Origin of the sequence: Bradyrhizobium sp. 215_C5_N1_1 (assembly GCF_052075935.1) — a bacterium.
Classification (GTDB): Bacteria; Pseudomonadota; Alphaproteobacteria; order Rhizobiales; family Xanthobacteraceae; genus Bradyrhizobium; species Bradyrhizobium barranii.
The window spans coordinates 482,938-505,663 of record NZ_CP197228.1; the positions used below are offsets into that span (position 1 = coordinate 482,938).

At 61.2% G+C, this 22,726-nt stretch carries 22 protein-coding genes, 1 tRNA gene and 1 pseudogene; 11 read left to right on the forward strand and 13 right to left on the reverse strand.

The window, feature by feature from the left end; all coding sequences use genetic code 11:
* Positions 1-108 precede the first annotated feature (108 nt).
* From AB7G19_RS02255 to AB7G19_RS02270, 4 genes are all read right to left on the reverse strand, one after another.
* Positions 109-702, reverse strand: coding sequence for a GNAT family N-acetyltransferase (locus AB7G19_RS02255; protein ID WP_028149983.1), 594 nt, complete (start codon positions 700-702; stop codon positions 109-111).
* Positions 703-845: 143 nt separating this feature from the next.
* A complete protein-coding gene (gene rpmA / locus AB7G19_RS02260; protein WP_011083253.1) occupies positions 846-1,115 on the reverse strand; it encodes a 50S ribosomal protein L27 in 270 nt (89 codons plus the stop codon).
* A 97-nt stretch (positions 1,116-1,212) separates the two neighbouring features.
* Positions 1,213-1,602 (reverse strand): 50S ribosomal protein L21, encoded by a 390-nt coding sequence (rplU, locus tag AB7G19_RS02265; RefSeq protein ID WP_063980440.1) that lies wholly within the window; start codon positions 1,600-1,602, stop codon positions 1,213-1,215.
* A 248-nt stretch (positions 1,603-1,850) separates the two neighbouring features.
* On the reverse strand, positions 1,851-3,410 hold the full coding sequence (locus tag AB7G19_RS02270) for a metallophosphoesterase family protein (protein ID WP_354079799.1): 1,560 nt from the start codon (positions 3,408-3,410) through the stop codon (positions 1,851-1,853).
* 141 nt (positions 3,411-3,551) lie between these two features.
* Here AB7G19_RS02270 and AB7G19_RS02275 point away from each other — a divergent pair, with 141 nt between their 5' ends.
* Positions 3,552-4,685, forward strand: a complete 1,134-nt coding sequence (locus AB7G19_RS02275; RefSeq protein ID WP_135215815.1) for an ROK family protein — start codon at positions 3,552-3,554, stop codon at positions 4,683-4,685.
* Between the two features lie 169 nt (positions 4,686-4,854).
* On the opposite strand, the pseudogene AB7G19_RS02280 reads toward AB7G19_RS02275, so the two are convergent.
* Positions 4,855-5,710, reverse strand: a pseudogene (locus AB7G19_RS02280) (alpha/beta fold hydrolase).
* A 236-nt stretch (positions 5,711-5,946) separates the two neighbouring features.
* On the opposite strand from AB7G19_RS02280, the gene AB7G19_RS02285 reads away from it, so the two are divergent.
* A tRNA-Ser gene (locus AB7G19_RS02285) sits at positions 5,947-6,036 on the forward strand.
* 7 nt (positions 6,037-6,043) lie between these two features.
* Here the strand turns inward: AB7G19_RS02285 and AB7G19_RS02290 are convergent.
* Genes AB7G19_RS02290 through AB7G19_RS02305 form a run of 4 tightly spaced genes read right to left on the reverse strand, consistent with a single transcriptional unit; the run spans position 6,044 to position 8,381 of the window.
* On the reverse strand, positions 6,044-7,150 hold the full coding sequence (locus tag AB7G19_RS02290) for a tyrosine-type recombinase/integrase (RefSeq protein ID WP_441267677.1): 1,107 nt from the start codon (positions 7,148-7,150) through the stop codon (positions 6,044-6,046).
* The gene (locus tag AB7G19_RS02295; protein WP_441267678.1) at positions 7,147-7,338 is read right to left on the reverse strand and encodes a hypothetical protein; all 192 of its coding nucleotides are present in this window, start codon (positions 7,336-7,338) and stop codon (positions 7,147-7,149) included. The genes AB7G19_RS02290 and AB7G19_RS02295 overlap by 4 nt, the downstream gene beginning before the upstream one ends.
* A complete protein-coding gene (locus tag AB7G19_RS02300; RefSeq protein WP_441267679.1) occupies positions 7,338-7,916 on the reverse strand; it encodes a hypothetical protein in 579 nt (192 codons plus the stop codon). The genes AB7G19_RS02295 and AB7G19_RS02300 overlap by 1 nt, the downstream gene beginning before the upstream one ends.
* Before the next feature lie 27 nt (positions 7,917-7,943).
* On the reverse strand, positions 7,944-8,381 hold the full coding sequence (locus tag AB7G19_RS02305; protein WP_441267680.1) for a hypothetical protein: 438 nt from the start codon (positions 8,379-8,381) through the stop codon (positions 7,944-7,946).
* A gap of 758 nt (positions 8,382-9,139) precedes the next feature.
* Between AB7G19_RS02305 and AB7G19_RS02310 the strand changes: the two genes are divergently transcribed.
* Both AB7G19_RS02310 and AB7G19_RS02315 read left to right on the forward strand, forming a co-directional pair.
* A complete protein-coding gene (locus AB7G19_RS02310) occupies positions 9,140-11,074 on the forward strand; it encodes a DUF6602 domain-containing protein (protein ID WP_441267681.1) in 1,935 nt (644 codons plus the stop codon).
* Positions 11,075-11,183: 109 nt separating this feature from the next.
* Entirely contained in the window at positions 11,184-11,765 is a 582-nt protein-coding gene (locus AB7G19_RS02315; protein WP_441267682.1) for an AbiU2 domain-containing protein, read from the forward strand.
* Between the two features lie 247 nt (positions 11,766-12,012).
* On the opposite strand, the gene AB7G19_RS02320 is transcribed toward AB7G19_RS02315, so the two are convergent.
* From AB7G19_RS02320 to AB7G19_RS02335, 4 genes are all read right to left on the reverse strand, one after another.
* Entirely contained in the window at positions 12,013-13,245 is a 1,233-nt protein-coding gene (locus tag AB7G19_RS02320; protein ID WP_441267683.1) for a phage major capsid protein, read from the reverse strand.
* A 227-nt stretch (positions 13,246-13,472) separates the two neighbouring features.
* Entirely contained in the window at positions 13,473-13,760 is a 288-nt protein-coding gene (locus tag AB7G19_RS02325) for a hypothetical protein (RefSeq protein ID WP_441267684.1), read from the reverse strand.
* 480 nt (positions 13,761-14,240) lie between these two features.
* Positions 14,241-14,924: a helix-turn-helix domain-containing protein gene (locus tag AB7G19_RS02330; protein ID WP_441267685.1), complete on the reverse strand. Its 684-nt coding sequence runs from the start codon at positions 14,922-14,924 to the stop codon at positions 14,241-14,243.
* Positions 14,921-15,223 (reverse strand): hypothetical protein, encoded by a 303-nt coding sequence (locus AB7G19_RS02335; RefSeq protein WP_441267686.1) that lies wholly within the window; start codon positions 15,221-15,223, stop codon positions 14,921-14,923. The genes AB7G19_RS02330 and AB7G19_RS02335 overlap by 4 nt, the downstream gene beginning before the upstream one ends.
* A 438-nt stretch (positions 15,224-15,661) precedes the next feature.
* Between AB7G19_RS02335 and AB7G19_RS02340 the strand changes: the two genes are divergently transcribed.
* From AB7G19_RS02340 to AB7G19_RS02370, 7 genes are all read left to right on the forward strand, one after another.
* Positions 15,662-16,615 (forward strand): LysR family transcriptional regulator, encoded by a 954-nt coding sequence (locus tag AB7G19_RS02340; RefSeq protein ID WP_085399696.1) that lies wholly within the window; start codon positions 15,662-15,664, stop codon positions 16,613-16,615.
* 142 nt (positions 16,616-16,757) lie between these two features.
* Positions 16,758-18,191, forward strand: a complete 1,434-nt coding sequence (gene leuC / locus AB7G19_RS02345; protein WP_434057388.1) for a 3-isopropylmalate dehydratase large subunit — start codon at positions 16,758-16,760, stop codon at positions 18,189-18,191.
* Positions 18,192-18,839 (forward strand): 3-isopropylmalate dehydratase small subunit, encoded by a 648-nt coding sequence (gene leuD, locus AB7G19_RS02350; RefSeq protein WP_085399695.1) that lies wholly within the window; start codon positions 18,192-18,194, stop codon positions 18,837-18,839. It begins immediately after the preceding gene.
* Positions 18,836-19,975, forward strand: a complete 1,140-nt coding sequence (leuB, locus tag AB7G19_RS02355; RefSeq protein ID WP_085399694.1) for a 3-isopropylmalate dehydrogenase — start codon at positions 18,836-18,838, stop codon at positions 19,973-19,975. The genes leuD and leuB overlap by 4 nt, the downstream gene beginning before the upstream one ends.
* Positions 19,975-21,024, forward strand: a complete 1,050-nt coding sequence (locus AB7G19_RS02360) for an ABC transporter substrate-binding protein (protein ID WP_085399693.1) — start codon at positions 19,975-19,977, stop codon at positions 21,022-21,024. The genes leuB and AB7G19_RS02360 overlap by 1 nt, the downstream gene beginning before the upstream one ends.
* Positions 21,021-21,854 carry an ABC transporter ATP-binding protein gene (locus tag AB7G19_RS02365; RefSeq protein ID WP_085399692.1) on the forward strand — a complete coding sequence of 278 codons (834 nt, stop codon included), beginning with the start codon at positions 21,021-21,023 and terminating at the stop codon, positions 21,852-21,854. Before AB7G19_RS02360 ends, AB7G19_RS02365 begins: the two co-directional genes overlap by 4 nt.
* A complete protein-coding gene (locus AB7G19_RS02370) occupies positions 21,851-22,726 on the forward strand; it encodes an ABC transporter permease (protein WP_028158517.1) in 876 nt (291 codons plus the stop codon). The genes AB7G19_RS02365 and AB7G19_RS02370 overlap by 4 nt, the downstream gene beginning before the upstream one ends.

Here is a 22,726-nt window from a genome sequence, read left to right on the forward strand (position 1 = left end):
ATAACTGGGAGTGGGAGCTTTGTCCCACACTTCTCCCTGGGGTTATGGGTCCCGGGCTCGCGACTTTGTCGCGCCGCGGGACGACAGCAGTGTATGTGGCCGCGCGCCCTACCGCATCCGTCGCGCACTGCTCCAGTTCTTCAGCGACGACCACACGCCGCGTGACAGGCGGAAGCAATCGACCGGCGTGGACGAGCCCAGCGCGAGGAAGCGATGCAGCTGGACGCCGCTCCACTGGAAGCCGCACTTCTCCAGCACGTTGCGCGAGGCCGGATTGGTGACGCGCGCACCCGCATAGAGATGATCGTCCTCGAACTCCTCGAAGAAGAAATCGATCGCGCCGCGCGCGGCCTCGGTGGCAAAGCCCTGGCCCCAATGCTCGACGCCGAGCCAGTAGCCGAGCTCGGCATTGTCGGGCGTGGAGCGGTCGATGCCGACCATGCCGACCGGCCCGGTGTCGTGCTCGATCAGGAACACGGTCTCGCTGCCGAGCGCGGCGGTGGCGCGGACGAATTCGACGGCGTCGTCCTGCGAATAGGGGTGTGGAAGGCGACGGGTGTTTTCCGCGACACGGCGGTCGTTGGCGAGGTGGGCGATGGTCCTGACGTCGGCGAGAGTCGGGCGCCGCAACGTCAGCCGCTCGGTGGCGACGACGCTCGGTCTCGCCTCCCGCAAGGTCACGCTCGAGAAATCCTGCAACATGTCCGGCTCCGTCAAAGTCACTAAGTGAAAAGTGAGCAAGTCAAACGAAAGGGGAGGCCGGTTTCCCTGCCTCCCCTGGAGCCGTCTTGTGGACTCCGCCGGTTCGGTCAAGGACCCGGCGGACTCCAAATTTGGTCCACCGTCTATTCAGCCGCCTCGGCGATCGGGAGTACCGATACGAATGTGCGGCCGTTGGCTTTGGCTTGGAACGTGACGCGACCCTCGATCTTGGCGAACAGAGTGTGGTCCGTGCCCATGCCGACATTAAGGCCGGGATGCCAGGTGGTGCCGCGCTGACGCGCAATGATGTTGCCGGGAATCACGACTTCGCCGCCGAACGCCTTGATGCCGAGGCGCTTGCCCTTCGAATCGCGACCGTTGCGCGATGATCCGCCTGCTTTTTTGTGAGCCATGGCTCGTCTCCAAAATCCTGCGTATTTCTAGATCAATTCCTTGACGGAATCATTTCACAATTTCTCACGCATCAATTCGTGATTGCGCGTGATCAAATTATGCGGCGGCTTCTTCGGTGGTCGCTTCCTTGGCGACCTTCTCCCGCTTCGGACGCGGGCCCTTGGTGGGCTTGGCGCCGTCTGTCAGGATCTCGGAGATACGGAGGACCGTGATCTCGTCGCGATAGCCGCGCTTGCGGCGCGAATTCTTGCGGCGGCGCTTCTTGAACGCGATGACCTTCGGCCCGCGCTTGTGGTCGAGCACCTCGACCGCAACGGACGCGCCTGCGACCGTCGGGACGCCCAGGACCGGCGTGTCACCGCCGAGCACCAGCACTTCATTCAGCTGTATGATCGAGCCGACTTCGCCTTCGATCTTGCCTACTTCGAGAACATCATCCGGCACGACGCGGTATTGCTTGCCGCCGGTTTTGATGACTGCGAACATCGTTTTTTCTCCGTGTTCAAATCCCGGCCTCGCGACGAGAATCGTCCGGGCCGGCTTTTTGTCAGTCGCTATGGGTTTATGCGCGTTTTGTGCGGGCGGGAGTTATCCCTTTGAAAACCCACGCAAAAACAAACAGCGCGAGAAACGCCCCGCGCCGGTTGCGGGACTTATAGCCGCCGGACGCGGAGAGTCAAGGAAAAGCGCCGAAAACCGAAGAGTTTAGGGCAATTCACCCGCAATCCAGGAGGTTACAGGGCCTGCGCATGGAGGATCTCGTGGCTCTCCCATCGGTCCCATTGGCTCATGCCCGCCCCCAGGGTGCGCTCGGCCATCAGCCGGCACGACAAGGACCCGGTCTGGTGATTGACGTCGATGCGGTTGATGGACAGGAAGATCCTCCCATCATTGGTCGGGACCTTTCCGACGGAACTTCCGCATCCCAAAACCGCGATCGGAGGTGGTCCCGGTATCGACGCAACGCGAGGGATATGCTTGTGCCCGTGAAGCACGGCGGCAAATCGACGCTGGCGGACGAAGTCCACGAAATCGGTGGCGTCCTCAAGCTGGTCGGTCTTCTCGAAAAATCGTCCCAGTATCCGCTCGTAGAACGGCCTTGCATACCAGGCGGGATTATCGACCGGGAGCGGATGATGATGGAGTACGCCAACCAGCGTGTGATCCCGCCAATCGCGCTTGTGGTCGATTTCGTTGCCAACGTCGGCAAATTGCTCCGGCCCAATCTTGCCCGCGGCCAGACGGCCGCCGGCCACTGAATTGAAGCAGACTAGACCAAGAGGCCGATCATCGAACCATCGCACGCGATTTGTCGGGAGCTTGATCGCGTTTCTCAGGTTTTCGCTCAGATAGCCATCTGTTCGGACGTCGTGGTTGCCCAAAACGAGGATCGGTGGTTCCTCCGTGAGGTTTTGCGCTGTGTCGAGGAACTGTCGCGCCGAATTGTAGTACTCGTCTTTGGGATCGTCGATCAGATCGCCGCTGATGACCAAAACGACCTTTTGCCCATTCGGTATCTCGTGGATTTGATTCCGCAACAGTTGTTGCAGGCGGGGCAAGCTCGTCGCTGCCTCGGTGCTTCCGATGTGAAGGTCGCTGATATGCAGCAGCGTCGTGGTTGATGCTGCAGTAGCTCTGGCCTCTGGAAATCTCCTGAAATATTCGGCCTCGAATGTCTTTAATCCGCGAAACCTGGAAATCTTGAGGTTGGACAACGCCCATCCCGCGCATTCGCGGACAGCAGCCGGCGTCTTGCCTGCAAAGGGCAGAAACACGGAATCCTTGTTGGGTCTCCAGAACAGCAGCCCGGGCCACCGCGTCATTGCGTTCAACGCAGTCTGAAATGGGGGGAAGACGTCCAGCAGCGCTTGCGGGTGATCGTCGAGATCCCGGGGCTGCATGATCAGGCCGTCGTCTTGCCACTTCACCTCATGGACGAGATCGTGAAGAAATTCTCGAGAGGCCAGAAAACGATCCAGCTCCACATTCTTCATCGATGGCACGATCATGCTGATCCAGGGATAGTGCGAAAGCAGTTGCTGCAGCGACTCGAGGAGTTGAAGGGGAATCTCCTGCCCGTAGGGAATCCGGCTCAATTGCTCACGTGCCGCCTCAGCGACCCGGCGCACCTTGTCCTCGTTGCCGCGAGAGGAGACAAAACGCTCCGGCAATTGGCTTAGGAACATTTCCAGCGATTCGTGCTCATCAGGCGCGGCACGCCGGGGAATGTGTCCGCCAGGCTGAAGCAGATGGGCCAACCAGTTGACGGTGGCCAGGTCGAAGGCGATTCCCATTCGATCCACCTCCCCCGCAATCTGAGGGTGAACAATATACCATGTATCCCCGGACGTGGCCAGAACTGTGCCATGGGCAACGCAACCAAACGGGTTCCCGTTTGTTGTCCCACTGGATTTTCGCGATCGGGCAGGGCTTTCATGGCAACGGACGAACTGGTCAAGACGACGACGGGCATCGCCGCCCACGGCGCGGCGCGGCTGCCGTCGGTGGATATCGACAGCTTCAACATCGAGATGAAGGACGAGGACGGTTTCCTCGGCGACCGCGCCAGCAAGGGCGCGTTTCGCGACATCCTCGAGCGCTGGCGCAAGCCGCTGCGCAAGTCCGGCGAGGACCCGTTCGGCAAGGAGCCATCGGATGAGATCAGCAAGAAGACGCTGGACGCCATCCTGATCGGCGATGACACCGAGGCCTGGGCCGTGGTGCATAGCGCCATCGAGGACTTTGCCCAGGAGCTCGCTTACGTCACCCGTCGCTTCCTCAAGAGCAAGGCCTGGGCCAAGACCGAGCGCATCGTCGTCGGCGGCGGCTTCCGCGATTCACGGCTCGGGGAGCTTGCGATCGCGCGCACCGGGATCATCCTCAAGGCCGAGGATTTCAAGATCGACATGGTGCCGATCCGCGCCCATCCCGATGAAGCCGGATTGATCGGCGCGTTGCATCTGGCGCCGTCCTGGATCTTCGAGGCCCATGACAGCATCCTCGCCGTCGACATCGGCGGCACCAACATCCGCTGCGGCCTGGTGGAGACCGGCTGGAAGAAGGCCAAGGACCTCTCGAAGGCCAAGGTCGTGAAATCCGAGCTGTGGCGTCATGCCGATGACGAGCCGACCCGCGAGGGTGCGGTGAAGCGGCTCATCAAGATGCTGAAGGGGCTGATCACCGAGGCTGAGAAAGACGGCTTCAAGCTCGCGCCCTTCATCGGCATCGCCTGTCCCGGCGTGATCAACGAGGACGGCTCGATCGAGAAGGGCGCCCAAAACCTGCCGGGCAATTGGGAGAGCAGCAAGTTCAACCTGCCGGCGAGCCTGATCGAGGGCATCCCCGAGATCGGCGAGCACGACACCGCGATCCTGATGCACAATGACGGCGTGGTTCAGGGCCTCTCCGAGGTGCCGTTCATGCAGGATGTCGATCGCTGGGGCGTGCTCACCATCGGCACCGGGCTCGGCAATGCGCGCTTCACCAACCGCCGCAAGGAGAACGGCAACGGAAAAGACCGGGATTCTACTGAGAACGGCAAGAAAAAGAGTAAGGCGGACAAGGAGTAACCTTGACTGGTTAGGTTAAGGACCGGATTGCGTTGCGGCGCACAGGACACTCGCTAGGGTCGAATCGTCGCCTCACCCTGGCCGGCGAAGCCGCCCTTCCCAGCCAGTATTTCAATGAGCGGCACGGGACCGCCAGTGTTTACCGCGTCTGGCGGTCCCACCCCTGTCTTCAGCTCCAGCCGATCCGCTGAAAAAACGCCGCGATCTCCGCGGCCGCGCGATCCGGATCTTCCCGATGCGGGAAGTGGCCGACGCCCGGAAACATCGCAAGATCGAGATCGCCAAACGTCTCGCCGAGACGATCGGTCCAGGCATAGGGAAACAGCGGATCGTGCTCGGCCCAGCGCACGCGGGTCGGCACGTTGATCGGTGCCAGCTGCGGGGCTTCGCCCTTCATCATCGCAACCCGTCCGGCATGCGAGGCGCGATAATGCGCAAAGCCGCCGGCGAGGTTGCCTTCTCTGAAGAAATTGTCGGCGAAAGCGTCGAGAACATCGTCGAAGGCGCTCTTCCGATGCGCCCAACCCTTGAGGAAGTGACCGATATAGAGCCGGCAGCTCTCGCGGCTCGCGCCGACGAGCCGCTCGGCTATCTCCATCTGATGGAAAGACTGATACCAGATGTGGTTGAGTCGATCAGGCGCCGCCATGCGCGGCCCGATGCCGGGATAGACGAAGTCGAAGAAAAACAGCCCCGCGAGCCGCTCGGGCGCCTGCCGGGCCAAAGGCTGCATCACGGCGCCGCCGACATCGTGGCCGACCACGGCGAATCGCTCGATGCCGAGCCCGTCCATCAGCGCCAGCATGTCCGCCGTCCGGCCCAAAAGGCCCGTCCGGCTTGTCGCTGTCGCCGAAGCCGCGCAGATCGGGCGCGATCAGCATGAACCGGTCCGAAAGCCTTGATATCACCGGCTCCCAGGTCAGCCAGAATTCCGGCCAACCATGCAGCAAAAGCAGCGGTTTGCCTCGCCCAGCGCGGACCAGGTGGAAATCGGCGCCATTGGCGTTGATCGTCAGATGCTCCACGGCAGTTCCTCCCGGCGATGAGAGCGCTTTCGAGCGAAGTAGACCCGGTTCGCGTCAATAAAACGCGTCAAAACAAGAAGCTGGAGCCCCGTTCGGATTCATCGGACCGGAGACGGCTCCGGGGTGGGGGCTGAAAGAGGCAGCGGATTTTCCCCTTTCGCGCCTTGTCTGGCCCGCCATCCTCGCCTATTAACGCCCCCAACCACAGGGGCCCTGCTCCTTACTTGGCGCCTTCAGGAGAGGTGGCAGAGTGGTTGAATGCACCGCACTCGAAATGCGGCATAGGTGCAAGCCTATCGGGGGTTCGAATCCCTCCCTCTCCGCCATATCCATTTAGCGGCCCTTTCTTTTCAATGGCTTGAGTGAAGTTTTGTCTAACCCGACGTTTTGGTTAGACAGTTTTTGTTCGCGTTCTCCCCCTGGCGACGCGTCGATCGCCTGCTCAGCGAGCCGCTCTTGATTGGCAGCCGCCGTGTATCTCGCGACTTCCTTGTCGGTGACGTGACCCGTCACAGCCTTGATCTGCTGATTGCTGCAGCCAACCTCGGCAAGCCGTCGAGCCGCTGCCTTGCGCAAGCCGTGCGCTGAGCATTGCGGCAGCCCGGCCTCGTCGCAGCGATCGCGAAACCAATTTCCGAAGCCGGCGGCGCTGAACGGTTTTCCGTACTGGGTAACGAGGAACGTGAGATTCGAGCGCGGCGTCTTTTCGAGCACCGCAGCGAGTGAAGGATGAATCTTGATCGATAGGCGCTTGCTCGTTTTGATCTGGCGCACCTTTATCTTGGTGGCCTCGACGTGCTGCCAACCCATGACGACTGCATCTGAGCGACGTTGCCCCGTGTACAGCATGAGCGCGAATGCCAGCCTTGCCTTGCTTCCGAGCGGATGGCGCGTTTCAAACGCCAGGATCTCACCCTCTGTCCAGGTGTGGAATCCATCATTGCGGATCTTGAAGCCTTTGACCCGAAACGTCGGATCGTCTTTCCGCAATCCGATGTCGATCGCGAAACCCATCAATGTCCGGAGCCTATCGAGAAGGTTGTTGGCAGCGGAAGGCGTGTCCGACTTTGATCCGATGATCGCTTTGATATGCTGGCGTTGGATAGTCGCTACACGCTTCTCGCCATGCTCATTGCGAAATCGCTCAAGGATGCCTCGAAACGTTGCCTTGGTGCTCTCGGCACACCCCTTGAATTCGGGAGAGAGGTAATAAGCAGCGATCAGAGCCGAGATCGAACCGGGCTTGATGCGCTTTGAGCCTGGCCCGACAATCGGCGCCGGCGCTCGATCCAAAAATGCATGATACTCAGCCATGAATTCAGGTGTCCAAGGCGCAGCTTTGAAGTAATAGCTCTCCTGACCCTTCCGCCGCGCGCGCACACGCATTTTGCCGTGACGATCGGGAAACTCCGACACGTATCGCGGCAGACGTTTCGTCATTTCAGCACCGCATCCCACTCGTTCTCTGCTCTCGCGTCGCTCGACTTAATCGGCTCAGCGAACAGCACCTCGAGCACGCAATCGGAATATTTCACGCCGGTAATGCGCTCAATCGGAATGCCGGCCGCGACTGCTCCAGCGATCATGCGAGAGACATCGGCTTTCGTTAGTCGAGCAGCGCGCGACATCACTCAGCACTCCCTTTCCCGCCTTGGAGAAGCGCGACTCGAACTGCCTTGTCGATGAAGTTGAGCCAAACGACGGTCGCGGCAATCTGCCTGCCATGACGTGAAGAGAACGCCTCGATTAGCGGCGTGCCATCAATCATTTGGATGACCTTGCCGTCTTCCAATTCAGGATAGACGATTAAAACCGTAAAATCGCGGCCCGCGTACAGTTCCCCAGGCGCACGGTTCTTGTCGCCAAAGTGAGTGAATTTTCGCGCGACTTTGACGCCGGCGGACGGGTGCAGGCCGCAGTGCCGATGGAGGTGAACCGCGATCGCAACCTCAAGCGCTGTCCGCAGGCTGATCCCGTGTCCAGTACCAGCCTCAGCTTGCCGATCCGTCTGGCCCAGCTGAAAATGCCCTCGCTGAAACCACGAAAAGACGGTGTTGATATTCCCGCCGGAAGCCCTTGCGACTTCCTTCATCGTGAAGCGCGGCGCGTCAAGGTCGACGGATGGCGCGGCCTTCGCGGCGCGAGGTTTGTCCAGAACGGCCATGTGACGAATCACTCCGATATGCGATCGCATGATGATCGTCATGCGGTCGCATACTGTCAACCGGTTTGGTTAGACACTTTCGGAGAGCGGCACCACTCCCGTGCCGGGTAGCAATTCAGCTCCGACGAGCGCAGCGACGTTCTCGAGCAACTGACGATGCGAGCGCGCGCCAGCGTCGGCCGCCTGCACCGTTGCAGCGTCGGTCCACAGATCGCTGTTAACCAGCGCGCAAAGCCGAGCCTGCAGGATAATGTCTTCAACCGTTCGCGGCTGACAGCTCATGATCCGAGCCTGCAGATCGATCAGCTCGGAATTCAGAGCTTGCCACCCGGCTAGCTCTGGATCGTCGACGATCGCGAAATCGTCACGACGCCTCTGCTCTCGCCAGCGACCATAGAAATCCGCGAACCTTTCGGCCAGGCCCTGAGGGATGCCATTGCTCGGCGTGGCCGCGACCGACGGTGCGGTGACGAGCGGCAGGGCAGCAGTTGAACTTAACGCAGACATAACGCTTCTCCGAGTGACAGGAACACACTTGGCGCCGGCAACGTGGCCGGGCGTCGGAGAGGGTGGCAGAAGTTGATTCGCGGAAAGTTTACGATCCGCGCCAGGCGGAAACATCGGACGTTCGATCGTCATGCGATTGCTCTCGGTATCGGCCTATCAGGACCGTCGCCGGTGGCGGACCGGCAGCCGGGAGCTGATAACCAGCCGAGAGACTGGCGGCGGCGCTTTTAAGGGTTGCCCCTCTGGACATGGCGCGGCCCTCCCGGCCATATTGGCCAGGTCAAAGCGCACGCCAATGCGCCTTAGCATTCAGCCGCGCCCCTCCCGACGCCAATCGGAAGCATGCTGACCAGGCATGGAGCGGCTATATCTCGGTCCGGGTTATCAGGCCCACGGACAGATTCCCTGATTTGCAGCCGATTGCCAAGCCCTTCAAAGGGCGGCTTTCGCGCATCCGCAGGTTGATATACGCTGCTAACTATACTTTCGGGCTGGAGGGAATTCATTTGTCTAACGGCGGCTATTCGATCGTAGAATCGGCTTTTGCAAAATGTCGAACGCGCAGCTCGTGGGACGATTGGTTCGCGCATTTTGAGCGCCCTGCTACCGACCATGAAGAGGCAACCTAATCAACGATCATACGCCGTTGATTGCCCAGAACAGCAAAATCATTCCGCAAGGTAGCTATTACAACTACACCTTCATTCGGTTGAAGGCAGATAGGGTTACATTCCCGAATCAACAGTCTGGACCACGTCTTGAGCGACCTTTTAGAGCAAATCCTGCGCGCAACCGAAAGCCTTGTAGCGACCTCGAATGAAGAATTCGCCGCGTGCGTGCGAGCAGCACTGCAACAATTTATCAGCTCCGACTTCACAGTTGGCTCGGCTTCGGTCGTCGACAATAGCGGAAGAAGGACGCCGAGCTATCCGGTGGTAGTGTATCGGAAGGCGGCAAGGGAAGCGGGCGAAGAGCTAGAAATAATACCGTCCGACCGCGTCGCCGTTGTGATCGAGATCTGCGATGACTTGAACGAAGAGCGTCTAAGCGAAGCTTATTCGCGCGTCGCAGAAGTGAAGCACCTAGCTAAGACACCCGTTCCAAAAGGCGAGACGCGAAGCAATATCACCTTGGGCATTGTTTTGGCCGCGAATTCCTCGGCTCCGCTCGACCGACTCGCGGATAAGCTGTACAGGATAAATTGTGCGACACCGCACAAGCAATGGCTCGACATGATCGTCGTGGCTTCTGTCGGCGTCATCAACTATGCAATTCAATTCCCCGGTGAAAGTCTTTCCGGTGACCTCCTGCCGCCAGCGGAAGGTGCTTTTGCATCGCCAGCCCCGCCCGCGTTTTATGTCACCATCGTGATGCGTCCAATCGGCGTAGGCTCGTTTGGCAAGATGGTCGCCTTCATGGTCGGGCACCTAGTATTCTTCGCTCCCGACGTTGCCGGAAAACAACTCGATTGGTCCCCAATGATGGAGGGGCAATCGAACAACGTAATCACCACATTGGGTTTCCAACCAAGCGTGCAGGGAGGATTCGTCCCGGTGCCAACTGAGGGCTACACCGGAAAGTTCATACCTAATAAGCCGGTTCATCTCGAAGGTCCACACGGCGAAGTTCTCGCGGCCCTTCAATTCATGAAGTGGCATACCGGTGGCGTGGTGTTGATGGCCGGGAAGCTGCCTCTTGAAGGGCTGTTGGTATTTCTTCCGAATTTTAAGCCTGAGTACACGAGAGTCATAAGACGCCCAACGCATCAGATTTCTCCGGTCCTTCCGATCACGCAAGTAGAATTTGGTCAGCTTATTTCGAATATCCAACAGCGCACGAACTTTCGGATTCGAAAGGAGACGGGCGGCATAGTTATGGAAAAGTTTTTAGATGAGGGGGCAAGCAGCCCCTTCATCGCTCGATGCACCCTCGGACTGCTGCGTATCCGAGAGAACGTGTTGACCGATCTATCGAGGCGAAATGATTTCGACAAGCGCTTCGAAAGCACGTTCTCATCGCTGTTAACTGCGCGCGCGGCAAGTAACGATCTTCGGGAACTGTGGGCGCGGCATCGCGAGCAGGTCGTATCGGGAGCAGCCGCCCAGATCGAGGGAGGCAACGTTCGCATTCTTGAGAATATCAATAAGCAGCTCAGCGAAAGCTTCGAGTCATTTTTGAACGCGTCTGCGCGTGCAGTAAAGACCGGCGTTCAGGGCCTGTGTACCTTCATGGGGATAGACATTGGGTTTCTCTTCAGAAAGCAGTCGGCTTTTGAAGCCGGCATAGAGCGATTGCGCCGTGCCGATGCGCCGCTCTCGAATTATCTCGTCGAGACGAGAAAGTGGACGGAACGGCTCCTGCTGCTACGAAACGATCTTGAGCACGAAATCTGGGAATTCCCCAAAGTGCGGTACTCTGTCGAAAATAACGAGGTGCATGCGACTGAGCCAAAGATTTCGGACGAGAACGTTACGGTGGTCGTTGAGTTTTTGCTCGACCGGACACTGTGCTTCTTTGAAGAAATGGTTGCTTATGTACTTAAGACCCACTTGCCTGCCGAGATCACGCTCACGGAGATTGCTCTCGCTCAACGAGATATCGAGGCACCTGAGCGATTTCGGATCACTCCTGCAAATGGGGGGGAGCCGCCATGGACACTCAGCTATCACGCTAGCAGGTTCGAAGACACGTAAGCAGAGCGACCGGAAGCGGGCTCAGAGCCCTATTGGATAGAATTTCGCGATTAGGATCCCAATGCGTCCACATGTTCAACATGCCGCAGCGCAAGCGGTAAAGCGTGTCTTGGCCGGCAGCTTGTTCGATGCTCAAGAAATCCTGGTGCTCGTGCAGCTTGTAAAAGTCCAGAATAATGGCACCGTGAATCCCAGGTTGAATGACGCCGGCGCAGGCGGGGCGGGTGCGATGATTCGGAACGCCATGATCTCGCGCTTAGTGATGTTAGTATCGCGTTGTTATGCCAAGCCTAAGGAAGGTGACTGGCATCTGTACCGAGCCTTTGAATTGCTCAAAGAGCAGAAGGTGCGAGCTCATTTCCAAGCAGACGACGGGGCTCTCACGGAAGCAACATCGACGTTCGAACAGCTGAAGGGCGATCATAGGCAGGAAAAGGTCAGGAATTTTCGCGACAAGTTCACTGCGCATCTCGGCGATCCGAAGGACAAGCCAATGCCGAATTACGAAGAGCTGTTTGATTTCGCGGTTGCAACAGTCGAGTGCATTGAGAAGTTCGCTCGTGCTTTAAAAATATGGGAAGGCAGCGTTTCGCAAAGTGCCGAAGCAGATGCGCAAGCTGCGGCTTTCTGGGCTCCCTGGACGAATGGCGGAGAGCCTGGCTCGAATGAGAGTGCAGCCTTGAATCCTTGAACCCTAATCCAAAACGCCATGATTTTCGCGGTTTCGCAGATAGAGCGAAACACGAGAGGCCTGGTCGAGAATAGCCGCCCGTACCTTTCTTGATCTCCGCGGAAAGGGGACGACCTTCCTCCGATAGAAGATCGCCCCCAGTCGTTCAGCCTCGAATCCTTGAACCCATGCTACGTCGTCGGGGCGGGCAGGATCCTTCTCGTTGTTCGCCGGGCTGCGGCAGCGTCAATGTCTGCCCCGAAACCGATTAGACGCCGGCGCCGGCAGGGAACGCGCCGTGGACGAACGCAGCCGGCCGCTTGACCGCCATCGCGAGCCGCTCCTCGGCGCGAACCGTGAGCATGTTTTTGATGAAGTTGTCGCGATCTTCCGAGCTGACAAGCACTTCGGCGTCGAGCCGATCGAAGATCTGCGCGCCGTCGAGGAAGGCGCCGACCAGAAATTCGCCGGCGGCCATCGCCGGTGTCCCGACAACAGGCCGTCCCCAGATCGTCGTGATAGGCGGACCGAATGGGCCTCCACCGATGTAACGATCGTCACCATCCTTGATGATCTTCAACGACTCCAAATCGTTGTCATTGAGGACGATGCCGGTGGCCGGCAGCAACGCGACTTCGCTCTGGGCGATTGCGTGTGCAAGCGTGTCGAATGCCGTGTCGCCGGTGCCATCGCGACTGGTTTCGTAGGCGGCCGCCTGAGGGATGATGCCGTAAATGTGCTGACCGGCGCCGCTTCCGAGCAGGAGCTCCTCCTCCTCCTTGACGCTGAGACCGTAGCGCAGCTCGCCGTCGATCGTCGACTGCAGCATCGGCGCGTCGTCCATAGCCTGACGAGACACGGGCACCCAATGCGCGATCGTGCGCACCGGGGCGTCGGCCTCGGTCCAGGCCAGCACCGATTCGGGCTTCTGAGCGCCCTCGGTAACCACTGCCGCATTGTTCGTGCGGGTGGTCTGCCGGACATAGTTCACCGAGTTGCTGTTCGTTGTGCCTGGCGCGATCAGGCCGCGGATGGTCAGCCGGCGTTTCGGCATGCCGACGATCTCGCCGCGCCGATCGGGCGCAATCATTCCGCCGGCGGACGTGCTGGCGGAAGTGATGGCCTGCACCACCGCAGAGATATTCCCGCGGCCGGCCGAGCCGCCGAAATTTTTGAAGGCCTCGGAGCGGACGAACACCTCGCCCGGCGACTCACTCGAGCCGCCGCCAAAGCGTCCGCCGCGAGCTCCATCGGCCAAAAGCTGTTCGATATCGCGATTACGGGTTTCGAGATCATCGAGCCGCCGTTGGGCAGCGTCGACGCGGTTGCGCATATCGCCGCTGATCCGGCTGATTTCGTCGCCGATCTGGTGGAGTGTCCGCTGGACGGGATCGCCTTCGTTCCTTGGAAAGCCGACGACTGCCCGCGGCTGGTTGACCGCGAGGGCGGCAATGGCAACGTGCGGCATTGCGCGCCGCAAGTTCATGCGAATGGTGGTCATAATGCGCTCCTTTCGAGCGGGATTGGATGATCTCGCGGTGAGACAGGCTTGCGCTCGCCTCGAGCGAGGTGATTTCGATTTGAGAGAAAATGAAGATCCGGGTTGGCTACCGGTCCCAGCGCCTGGCATGAGCTTCGACAGCGTCGCGCGTGTCGGGCCTCTAACCGCCGACTCGAAACTCGCGGCGGTTGAAGCGCGATCAAGCTCGATTATTTTTCTGAACGCTGTCAATTGAAATTTTTCCGGCATTGCGCGCCGGCTGTTAGCAGCTCGCGCTCGAAGGCGTCAGCAGCATCGCGCAACCGAGAAATCACGACCGCCCCACCTTCCGATCGCGCTGCGCGCACCAGCGCTGCCGCCAACATCGAATGCTCCGCCATCTCGGCCGGCACGCCGACAGCGACCAGATCGTCGACATGACGATGCCAGACGCGAGCAAGGTTCTGCTCAACGGTTGTCGGATTGGTTGTAAGCATGCTGGCAACGGTGCGATTCGCGTTTTCAGACTTCGACATCGGGAGTTTCTCCGGTTGAGGTTGAGAGGTTTCGTTTGGCCGCACTACGCGATGCCCAATTCACCCGCGACCAATCCGATCGTTGCGCTTTCGCCTGAGCGACGCGGCAGGGGGCACTGCAAAATCGCTGGGGCCGGCCGCGGCGCCGAACAATTTCGAACGGGTTTCCGCAGACATCGCAGGAAGTCGACTGCGCCAGCGGCAGCGAGAGCTGCGGGAATTTATTCGTTCGATTGAGGGCCTTAATCGCAGTCGACGACCGCGCGTCGCCTGTAAGGCATTGATCTGACTCAAGACTTTTTTGAGCGGTCATGGTGATGGTCCGTTGGAGGTCGAAAATTCGGTTCGGCAAGGAAAAAAACCTGCGAGTGAGAGAGAGGCCGGTCTCAGCGCTCGCGTTCTGGCGACTTTTGACCCGCCCCCGGCTTCGAAACTGCTGGCGATTTGTCAGGGGTTTCCAAAGCAGCTCGCCGCGCGCGGTCATGGCGGCGGCCGCGCCAAGCGCACCGATGCGGCGAAGCTAGTCAGAGCGGCATCGTCGAGCTCACCGCGACGTTGCAGTGTGGTGAGCCTTGCGCGCTGCGCGTCGCTCAGCTCACCTAGGATCAGCCAACCTTCAGATCCGAGCCGCTGAGCTATGCGGTTCTGGACGACCTCTGTCGGCTCGCACTTCCCTTGGAAAGCCTGCAGACGCTCCTCGGCGGAATTAGCAGTTTTTCGCGCTGGAGGTTCTAATGGAGGTTCTATTGAAGGTTTATGCCGCACAGCTGTGCGGTACGGTGACCGGGCCTGGTGCGGTATGGTGGCCGGCCCTGGTGCGGCATGGCGCGGCGTTGTCGCAGGCGCATTTGAGGGCTTCGACCGAGCCGCAGATTGCGGCTTGGACTTTTCTGCAACACCCATTGCGAGATAGTAACGCCGGCCCTGCCATTGGCCGCGACGACCTGGGCGCCTTTCGACGCGCACTAGGCCGAGCTCAACCAGGTTTTTAATCCGCCGCTGGACGGTATCGATGCTTTGCTCGGTATCCCTAGCGAGTGTTTCTTGGGTAGGCCAGCACTCGCCCCGCTCATCTGCGTAGTTCGCCAAGGCAAGCAAGGTTAACTTATTGGGGGCGCTCCCGGTGATTTGCTTAGCGGCCCATGCTGTGGCTTCCCAGCTCATGACTGATCGCCCTCGCGCCGGGTGTGACAGATCGGCTCGAGCAATTCAGCCAGGAAGCGCGCCCGGACGGTCGAGCGGGTTGCCCGCCAAACAGCGCGAAGCGTCCGCAACTCGTCGGCTGCGCCGCTCGCCCTCAGCATTCCGTCCCTGATGCGCTGCCGGACGGCTGGATCGGCCATACGGGCCTTGGTCGATTCGCTGATTTTAGCCCGCTCCGCGGGGTCGCTCAGCTGCGCGCGCCGGGCCGCCGAGATCTTGGCGTTGGTTTCCTGGTTATGCTTCCAGCCGCCTGGTTTCATGACGGCCTCCCCGATCGGTGCGAGCTCGCGCAATCCTTCCGAATTGGAAGTCTTGTGCGGGCCGGCCTTGGTGCGGAAAACGGTGCCGACAGGGAACAGTTTCTGGAAGCCCCAGCGGCAATTGTGCGCTCGCGGCACAATTCTCTGGCGGCCGCCTCTGGCAGGTTAGACGTTCGGGAAAATACTCGTTTGGTCTCAATGGTCCAATTTTGCAGGGTTAGACAAGCTAACCTATTGGAAAGACTGCTTGACAGCAGTCCCTCCCTCTCCGCCATATCAAAACGGCTTTGAGAAAGCCCCGTCAAAGACAGCCTCTCTGCGTCGCGGCAGCCTCTGGTGTCGTCCCCGGGGGACCATAATCTGACACCGCACTTGCGACCGGCCGCAAAGCTTCTCCACAATGGCCCCCTAGCGAGGGCCCGGTCGAGGATCTGACGGATGACCGCCAAAATCGATCTCCTCACGCTGCAATTGTTCGTGGCGATCGTCGAGGAGCAGAGTATCGCGAAGGCGGCGGAGAAGAAGAACATCGCTGCGTCCGCGGTCAGCCGCCGCGTCTCGGATATCGAGGATTTGTTCCAGGTCGAGCTGCTGCATCGTCATTCGAAGGGGATCGAGCCGACACCGGCTGGCTTCGCCCTGCTCGAGCACGCCCGCATCATCCTGGGAAATTTGAGCAAGCTCGAGAGCGAGCTGACGGGATACCGGCAGGGCAAGCGCGGGCTGATCCGGATCTGTGCCAACAAGTCCGCGATCCTCGAAGCCCTGGCGGATGAGCTCAGCCTGTTCCTGGAGCGGCATCCGTTGGTCCACATCGACATCGAGGAGGATCTCAGCCCCGCGATCGTGCGCGCGGTGGTGGAGAACCGGGCCGACATCGGCATTTTCGGCGGCAACATCGACGGTCAGGATCTGGAGCTGCTGTCCTATCGCAGCGACAGCCTGGTCGCGCTGGTCACGCGCGACCACCCGCTGGCGGGCCGCAACAGCGTTCGCTTCCGCGAGCTGGTCGATTTCGATTTCGTCAGCCTGGAGAAGGGCAGTTCGATCGAGACGCTGTGTGTCCGGGCCGCCGCGGCTCTCGGGCAGCACCTCAAGGTGCGCATCCGCGTCAGCAGCTTCGATGCGCTGTTTCGCGTCGTCGATGCCAGGATGGGGGTTGGTGTCGTGCCGCTGGAGATCGTTCGCGACCGCTACGGCGTCGACAGTCTCGTCACCGTCCCGCTCGATGAGTCCTGGGCGCGACGCGACCTGGTCATCGGCGTGCGCGATTACAAGTCGTTGCCCTCGGTCACGAAGCTGCTGGTGGAGCATTTGCGGACCCATGATGATGCGCGTCTCACCACAGGCGGTGTCTCCGACCGGCTGACGGTCGTGCGCGGCAGAAGCTAGCATCGCTCGTGCGAGAGGCCAGCCATCGCCGGCCGCGATGGCACCCTGCTCAACCGTCACTGCACATTTCCGCGACGGACTTCTATCCTGCTTCTCAAGCTCGCTGCCGGTCGGCATGATCGGCGGCAACACGGCACATCAGATGCCGAACAGGGGAGGACGGATCGTGGACACGCGTGGCCGCACGCTGCTGGCCAAAATCTGGGACCAGCATGTCATCGCCCATGTCAGCGATGACACCGATCTGCTTCACGTGGATCGCCATCTGCTGCATGACCTCGGCGGCTCCAGCGGCCTGATCAATCTCAAAAGCCGCAACATTCCGGTCCACAATCCCGAACTGACCTTCGCCACGCCGGATCATGCGATTTCGACGGCGTCCGGGCGTGCCGGCACGATCAAGACCGGGTGGGAGCTGTTGGCGGCGTTGCGGACCGAGACATCCGCCAGCGGCATCCGGCTGTTCGACCTCGACCAGCCGGGGCAGGGCATCGTCCATGTCATCGGGCCGGAGCTCGGGCTCAGCCTGCCCGGCTGCCTGATCGTTTGCGGCGACAGCCACACCTGCACCCATGGTGGGCTCGGCGCGCTCGCCTTCGGCATCGGCTCCAGCGAGCTCACGCATGTGCTGGCGACCCAGACCATCATCCAGCGCCGGCCGAAAACCATGCGCGTGACATTCGACGGCCGGCTGCCGTTCGGCGTGACGGCGAAGGATCTCATCCTCGCCTTGATCGGCCATGTCGGCGCCGCCGGCGGCACCGGCTATGCCGTCGAATATGCCGGCAGTGCCATCAGGGACATGCCGATCGAAGGGCGGCTCACCATCTGCAATCTGTCGGTCGAGCTCGGCGCCAAGATGGGGCTGATCGCCCCGGACGACACGACGTTCGAATATATCCGCGGCCGTCCCTACGCGCCGCAAGGCGAGATGTGGGAGCGCGCCGTCGCGGCCTGGCGGACGCTACAGAGCGACAGCGACGCAATGTTCGATTGCGAGGTGTCGATCGATGTCGGGGCCATCATCCCCCAGATCACCTGGGGCACCAGTCCCGAACACGTCCTCGGTGTCGATGGCCGCATTCCGGATCCCGCTGATATCGCCGATCCCGCGCGCCGCGGCGCGATCGAGATCGCGCTCGACTATATGGGCCTGAAGCCGGGCGCGCCGATCGCCGGCACGCCGGTGGATTGGGTCTTCATCGGCTCCTGCACCAACAGCCGTCTCAGTGATCTGCGCGCCGCAGCCGAAATCGCGCGCGGCCGCAAGGTTGCGCCGGGCGTGCGGGCCTGGGTCGTGCCGGGTTCCGAGACCGTCAGGCGCGATGCAATGGCCGAAGGGCTCGACAAGATCTTCATCGACGCGGGCTTTGAATGGCGCGAGCCCGGATGCTCGATGTGCCTTGCCGCAAACGGTGAAACCGTGCCGCCCGGCCAGCGCTCGGTGTCGACGTCGAACCGGAATTTCATCGGCCGCCAAGGGCCGCGTGCCCGCACCCATCTGGCGAGTCCGGCCATGGCCGTGGCGGCGGCGGTTTCCGGTGCCATCGCCGACGTCCGAACCATGGAGCGCTAGATGCCCCAAGCCTTCACCAAGCTCACCGCGACCGCAGCGCCGATCATGCGCACCAATGTCGATACGGACGTCATCATCAGCATCAACCGCATGATCGGAAATTCCGTCCGCGGCAGTCTCGGAAAGTGGGCGTTCGGTTCGCTCCGCTATTTGCCTGATGGCTCGGACAATCCGGAGTTCATCCTCAATCGCGAGCCTTATCGCGCCGCGGAGATCCTGGTCACGGGTCCGAATTTCGGCTGCGGCTCGTCGCGGGAGGCGGCGGTGTGGTCGCTGCAGGAAATGGGCATCCGCGCCATCATCGGATCCGGCTTCGGCGACATCTTCTTCGCCAATTGCTTCCAGAACGGCATCCTGCCTGTCATGCTGGACAAGGCCGTCATCGACGGCCTCGCCGCGGAGATCGAAGCGAGCCAGGGCGCGGGACGTGTCAGTGTCGACCTGCAGGAGCAGACGGTCACCTCGCCATCGGGCGTGCGGCACGTCTTCGAGATCGATCCGCGCCGGCGTGCGGGTCTGCTCGAAGGCTTAGATGAGATTTCGCTGACGTTGCGGCGCGACCACGAGATCCGCGCATTCCAGGCCTGCGACCGCGACGCGCGGCCGTGGATTCACTTTGCAGGACATCAGGCAGGACAATTGGCATGAACACGCTCTCGAACATGATCAAGGTCGCCGTGGTCGGCGGTGAAGGCATCGGTCCCGAGGTGACCGACCAGTCCCACCGTATTCTCAAATGGTTTTCGGCGAGGCGCAGCATTCCCGTGGCGCTGCGCGAAGCGCAATACGGTCTCATCCCGTATCTGGCGACGGGCAAGGTGCTGCCGGACGACACCATCGAGGCGATGGAGGAGGCCGACGCTATACTCTGGGGCGCGACGGGTGGTCCTGAAACCACTGAGGTCCCTCCGGCGGCACGCAAGGCGGGAAGCCTGCTGTCGCTGCGCAGCAAGTACGACCTCTATGCCAATCTCCGGCCCATCGTCGCCAATCCGGCGCTGGCGGACTCCGCGCCGCTCAAGGCCTCGGTGTTAAAGGATGTCGACTTCATCATCATCCGCGAGCTCACCAGCGGTATCTATTTCGGCGAACCGCGCGGCATCGAAACGCTGCCCGATGGCCAGCGCCGCGGTTTCAACACCCAGCAATACACCACCAGCCAGATTCGCCGGGTGGCGCGAACCGCGTTCGAACTGGCGCGGACCCGCAAAGGCCGGGTCTGCTCCGTCGACAAGGCCAACGTGCTGGAAACCAGCGTGCTGTGGCGCGAGGAAGTCACCGCACTGCATGAGGCGGAATTCTCCGATGTCGAGCTGACCCACCTCTATGTCGACAACGCCGCCATGCAGATCGTGCGGGCGCCGTCGCAGTTCGACGTTATGGTGACCTGCAATATCTTCGGCGACATTCTCTCCGATTGCGCCGCCATGGCGTCGGGCTCGCTGGGCATGCTGCCGTCGGTCTCGCTCGGGCCGCCGGACCGGCTGGGCCGCCGCAAGGCGCTCTACGAACCGGTCCACGGCAGCGCGCCTGACATTGCGGGCAAGGGCATCGCCAATCCGCTCGGCTCGATCCTCAGCGTCGCGATGATGTTGCGCATCACCCTCAATCGGCCCGATGATGCCGTGCTGCTGGAGAAGGCCGTGGATACGGCCCTGGCTGCCGGCGCGAGAACGGCCGATATCGCCGAACCTGGCGCAAAAAGACTTTCGACCCAGGAGATGGGCGATGCGGTTCTGAACGCGCTCGACAAGGTGGTCGGCAAGGAGAGGGAGCACGCGTGATGAGGACTCGGGTCACCAGACGGGCCGCGTTGACGATCGTCGCCGGCGCCGGTGCGTCCATGGCGGCAGGGCGGGCATGGGCGGATACCCCGTCGGGCCGCGTGATCTATCCGGTGGCCATTCCGGTCTATCAGTCTCAATTCGTCGCCGACCGGGCCGGATTCTTCAAGGAGGCCGGCCTCGACTGCAAGCTGATCCAGGGCGGCAGCGGGGTGAAGACGCGCGAGATCATTGCGTCGTCCCAGGGCGATATCGGTATCGGCGACATCACCCACCCGATGCAGCTCAGCAATCACGGCCGCAGCGCGCGGGTCCTGATGCCGGTCGATACCCGCAGCAACGCCGCGATCTTCATCATCCGCAAGGATCTGTTCGATCAGGGCATCACCAGCCTGGAGGCGCTGGCGAAGTGGAAGCGGCCCGATGGACGAAAGCCGATCGTCTCGGTGTCGTCGCTGGGCGGCACCAACCACGTCTGGGCGTCCTATTACATGGAAACCATGGGACTGGACGACAAGGTGACCTGGATCGGCACCGGCAATGTCGACACCATGATGGGCACGTTGAAGACGAAACAGGTCGATGTTCTCATCAACTCGCCATCGATCCTGAAGGATTCGGTCGAGCAGGGCTGGGGCGCGTTGTTGTTCGATGGAACGGACGAGGCGGTCTGGGCCAAGTACATCGGCGGCAAGGTCCCGGTGACGTCTCATTTCACGCTGCAGGCGACCATCGACAAGGACCCGCAGAAGATGCAGGCGTTCGTCACGGCGCTGTGGCGCGCCACCCTGTGGATCAAGGGGCACTCTCCCGAAGAGATCTACGATATGATCGAGCCTTACGTCGGAAGCACGTCGCGCGATGCGAATATTTTCGACAGCGGCGTCATGAAGAAGGTCACCGATTACGAAGGCATCATCGATGCCGCCAGCTTCGCGCGCGGTCAGAAGGTCTGGTTTCGTGAAATGACCGGCATCAAGCCGCTCGCGATGGCCGACGTTGTCAACACCAGCTTCATCGAAGCGGCACGCAAGGCCTATCCGGCTTGACGATCCAGGCTATACACACGCCGCACGTCGATGCGCCGCCTGAGACGCGGCGCATCGACGTGCGCGGTTTGTGCAAGACTTTCCAGCTGGCGGGTACGGCCATCGAGGCCGTGCGCGACGTCTCCTTCAATGTCCGGCGCGGCGAATTCGTCGCCCTGCTGGGGCCATCCGGCTCGGGCAAGAGCACCGTCCTCAACATGATCGCAACCCTGGTCAAGCCGACCAGCGGGCAGATCCTGATTGATGGTACTCCCGTCGTCCCAGGACAGGCGACGCCCAATGTCGGCTATGTGTTCCAGCGCGATACCCTGTTTCCCTGGCGCACCGTCGCCGACAACATCGGTTACGGCCTCGAACTGGCGGGTGTCCCGGCGGCGGAGCGAAAGGATCGTGTCCGTGCCTGCCTGGCGCAAGCCGGGCTGCAGGATTTCGACAATGCCTATCCCTCGGCGCTGTCGGGCGGCATGCGCCAGCGCGCCGCCTTGATGCGAACGCTGGTCGTCGAGCCGCAGGTTCTGCTGATGGACGAGCCGTTCGGTGCGCTCGACACCCACACCAAGATCGACATGCACGACGTGCTGCTTCGCATCTGGGAACGCGAGCAGCAGACCGTGCTGTTCGTGACCCATGATCTCGGCGAGGCCCTGACGCTGGCGGACCGCATCATTCTGTTTTCCGCGCGGCCGGGCCGGATCAAGGAGAGTTTCGAGGTGGATTTCGCCCGCCCGCGCAATGCGGTGAAGATCCGGGAGACGCCGCGTTATGCCGAGCTGTTTCAGCTGATCTGGCACTCGCTCGGCGAGGAATTCATCAAGGGCCGCAAGCCATGAGGCGAGCGCGCCGCCCCGGCAGAACGTTGGCTTGGCAGATGTTGATCTGCGTCGGCTTCCTGTCGATCTGGCAGTGGGGGTACGATCTGCACGGCCGCCTTCCCTGGCTGGTGCCGGATCTGCTCGACCCCTATTTCGTGTCCAAGCCGTCCGACATCTTCGAGCACTTCCTGATCCTGAGCTGCCTCAAGTCCAAGCTCGGCGTGTTCAACGGCTGGTTCAATGGTGAATTCGCCCGCTGCATGGCGCGATCCGAGAACAATCTCTGGATCGCGACCGCCGTCACCCTGAAGAACACGTTCTTCGGGTTCGTGACCGGTGTCAGCAGCGGCTTTGCCGCGGGCCTCGTGCTGGGCCGTTCGGACCGGCTCAGCGCGATCTTCCAGCCGTTCATCACGGCGGTGAACTCGATCCCCCGCATCGCGCTGGCGCCGATCATCGTGCTGGCCTTCGGCATCGGCGATACCTCGAAGATCGTCACGTCGTGGATCGTGGTCGTCTTCCTCGTGTTCTTCAATACGTTCGAAGGGGCGCGCTCGATCGACGAGGGTTTTGTCAACGCGGCGCGGCTGCTCGGCGCCAGCGAGTGGCAGATCACCCGCACGGTGGTCATCCCCTCGACCATGGCCTGGGTCTTCGCCTCGCTGACGCCTGCGATCTCCTTCGCCCTGATCGGCGTGATCGTCGGCGAGTTCATTGGTGCGGAACGGGGAATCGGGCGCCTGATCATCGAATCCGAGGCACGCGCGGAGGCATCGGGAATGATGGTCGCCGTCGTCGTGCTGATGCTGGTCGGCGTCGCGCTGTCCGCGTTGATCTGGCGATTGCAGGCCTATCTGCTGCGCTGGCAGCAGCATAATCTCGCGGAGTAG

What these genes read in the sequence shown, in the direction of transcription:
- leuB (WP_085399694.1), top strand. Translation starts at nt 18,836, where the DNA reads ATGAACACGCTCTCGAACATGATCAAGGTCGCCGTGGTCGGCGGTGAA.
- AB7G19_RS02305 (WP_441267680.1), bottom strand. Translation starts at nt 8,381, where the DNA reads ATGTCTGCGTTAAGTTCAACTGCTGCCCTGCCGCTCGTCACCGCACCG.
- leuC (WP_434057388.1), top strand. Translation starts at nt 16,758, where the DNA reads ATGCCGAACAGGGGAGGACGGATCGTGGACACGCGTGGCCGCACGCTG.
- leuD (WP_085399695.1), top strand. Translation starts at nt 18,192, where the DNA reads ATGCCCCAAGCCTTCACCAAGCTCACCGCGACCGCAGCGCCGATCATG.
- AB7G19_RS02275 (WP_135215815.1), top strand. Translation starts at nt 3,552, where the DNA reads ATGGCAACGGACGAACTGGTCAAGACGACGACGGGCATCGCCGCCCAC.
- AB7G19_RS02360 (WP_085399693.1), top strand. Translation starts at nt 19,975, where the DNA reads ATGAGGACTCGGGTCACCAGACGGGCCGCGTTGACGATCGTCGCCGGC.
- AB7G19_RS02300 (WP_441267679.1), bottom strand. Translation starts at nt 7,916, where the DNA reads ATGACGATCATCATGCGATCGCATATCGGAGTGATTCGTCACATGGCC.
- AB7G19_RS02340 (WP_085399696.1), top strand. Translation starts at nt 15,662, where the DNA reads ATGACCGCCAAAATCGATCTCCTCACGCTGCAATTGTTCGTGGCGATC.
- AB7G19_RS02335 (WP_441267686.1), bottom strand. Translation starts at nt 15,223, where the DNA reads ATGAAACCAGGCGGCTGGAAGCATAACCAGGAAACCAACGCCAAGATC.
- AB7G19_RS02325 (WP_441267684.1), bottom strand. Translation starts at nt 13,760, where the DNA reads ATGTCGAAGTCTGAAAACGCGAATCGCACCGTTGCCAGCATGCTTACA.
- AB7G19_RS02370 (WP_028158517.1), top strand. Translation starts at nt 21,851, where the DNA reads ATGAGGCGAGCGCGCCGCCCCGGCAGAACGTTGGCTTGGCAGATGTTG.
- AB7G19_RS02255 (WP_028149983.1), bottom strand. Translation starts at nt 702, where the DNA reads ATGTTGCAGGATTTCTCGAGCGTGACCTTGCGGGAGGCGAGACCGAGC.
- AB7G19_RS02290 (WP_441267677.1), bottom strand. Translation starts at nt 7,150, where the DNA reads ATGACGAAACGTCTGCCGCGATACGTGTCGGAGTTTCCCGATCGTCAC.
- rpmA (WP_011083253.1), bottom strand. Translation starts at nt 1,115, where the DNA reads ATGGCTCACAAAAAAGCAGGCGGATCATCGCGCAACGGTCGCGATTCG.
- AB7G19_RS02270 (WP_354079799.1), bottom strand. Translation starts at nt 3,410, where the DNA reads ATGGGAATCGCCTTCGACCTGGCCACCGTCAACTGGTTGGCCCATCTG.
- AB7G19_RS02330 (WP_441267685.1), bottom strand. Translation starts at nt 14,924, where the DNA reads ATGAGCTGGGAAGCCACAGCATGGGCCGCTAAGCAAATCACCGGGAGC.
- AB7G19_RS02295 (WP_441267678.1), bottom strand. Translation starts at nt 7,338, where the DNA reads ATGTCGCGCGCTGCTCGACTAACGAAAGCCGATGTCTCTCGCATGATC.
- rplU (WP_063980440.1), bottom strand. Translation starts at nt 1,602, where the DNA reads ATGTTCGCAGTCATCAAAACCGGCGGCAAGCAATACCGCGTCGTGCCG.
- AB7G19_RS02320 (WP_441267683.1), bottom strand. Translation starts at nt 13,245, where the DNA reads ATGACCACCATTCGCATGAACTTGCGGCGCGCAATGCCGCACGTTGCC.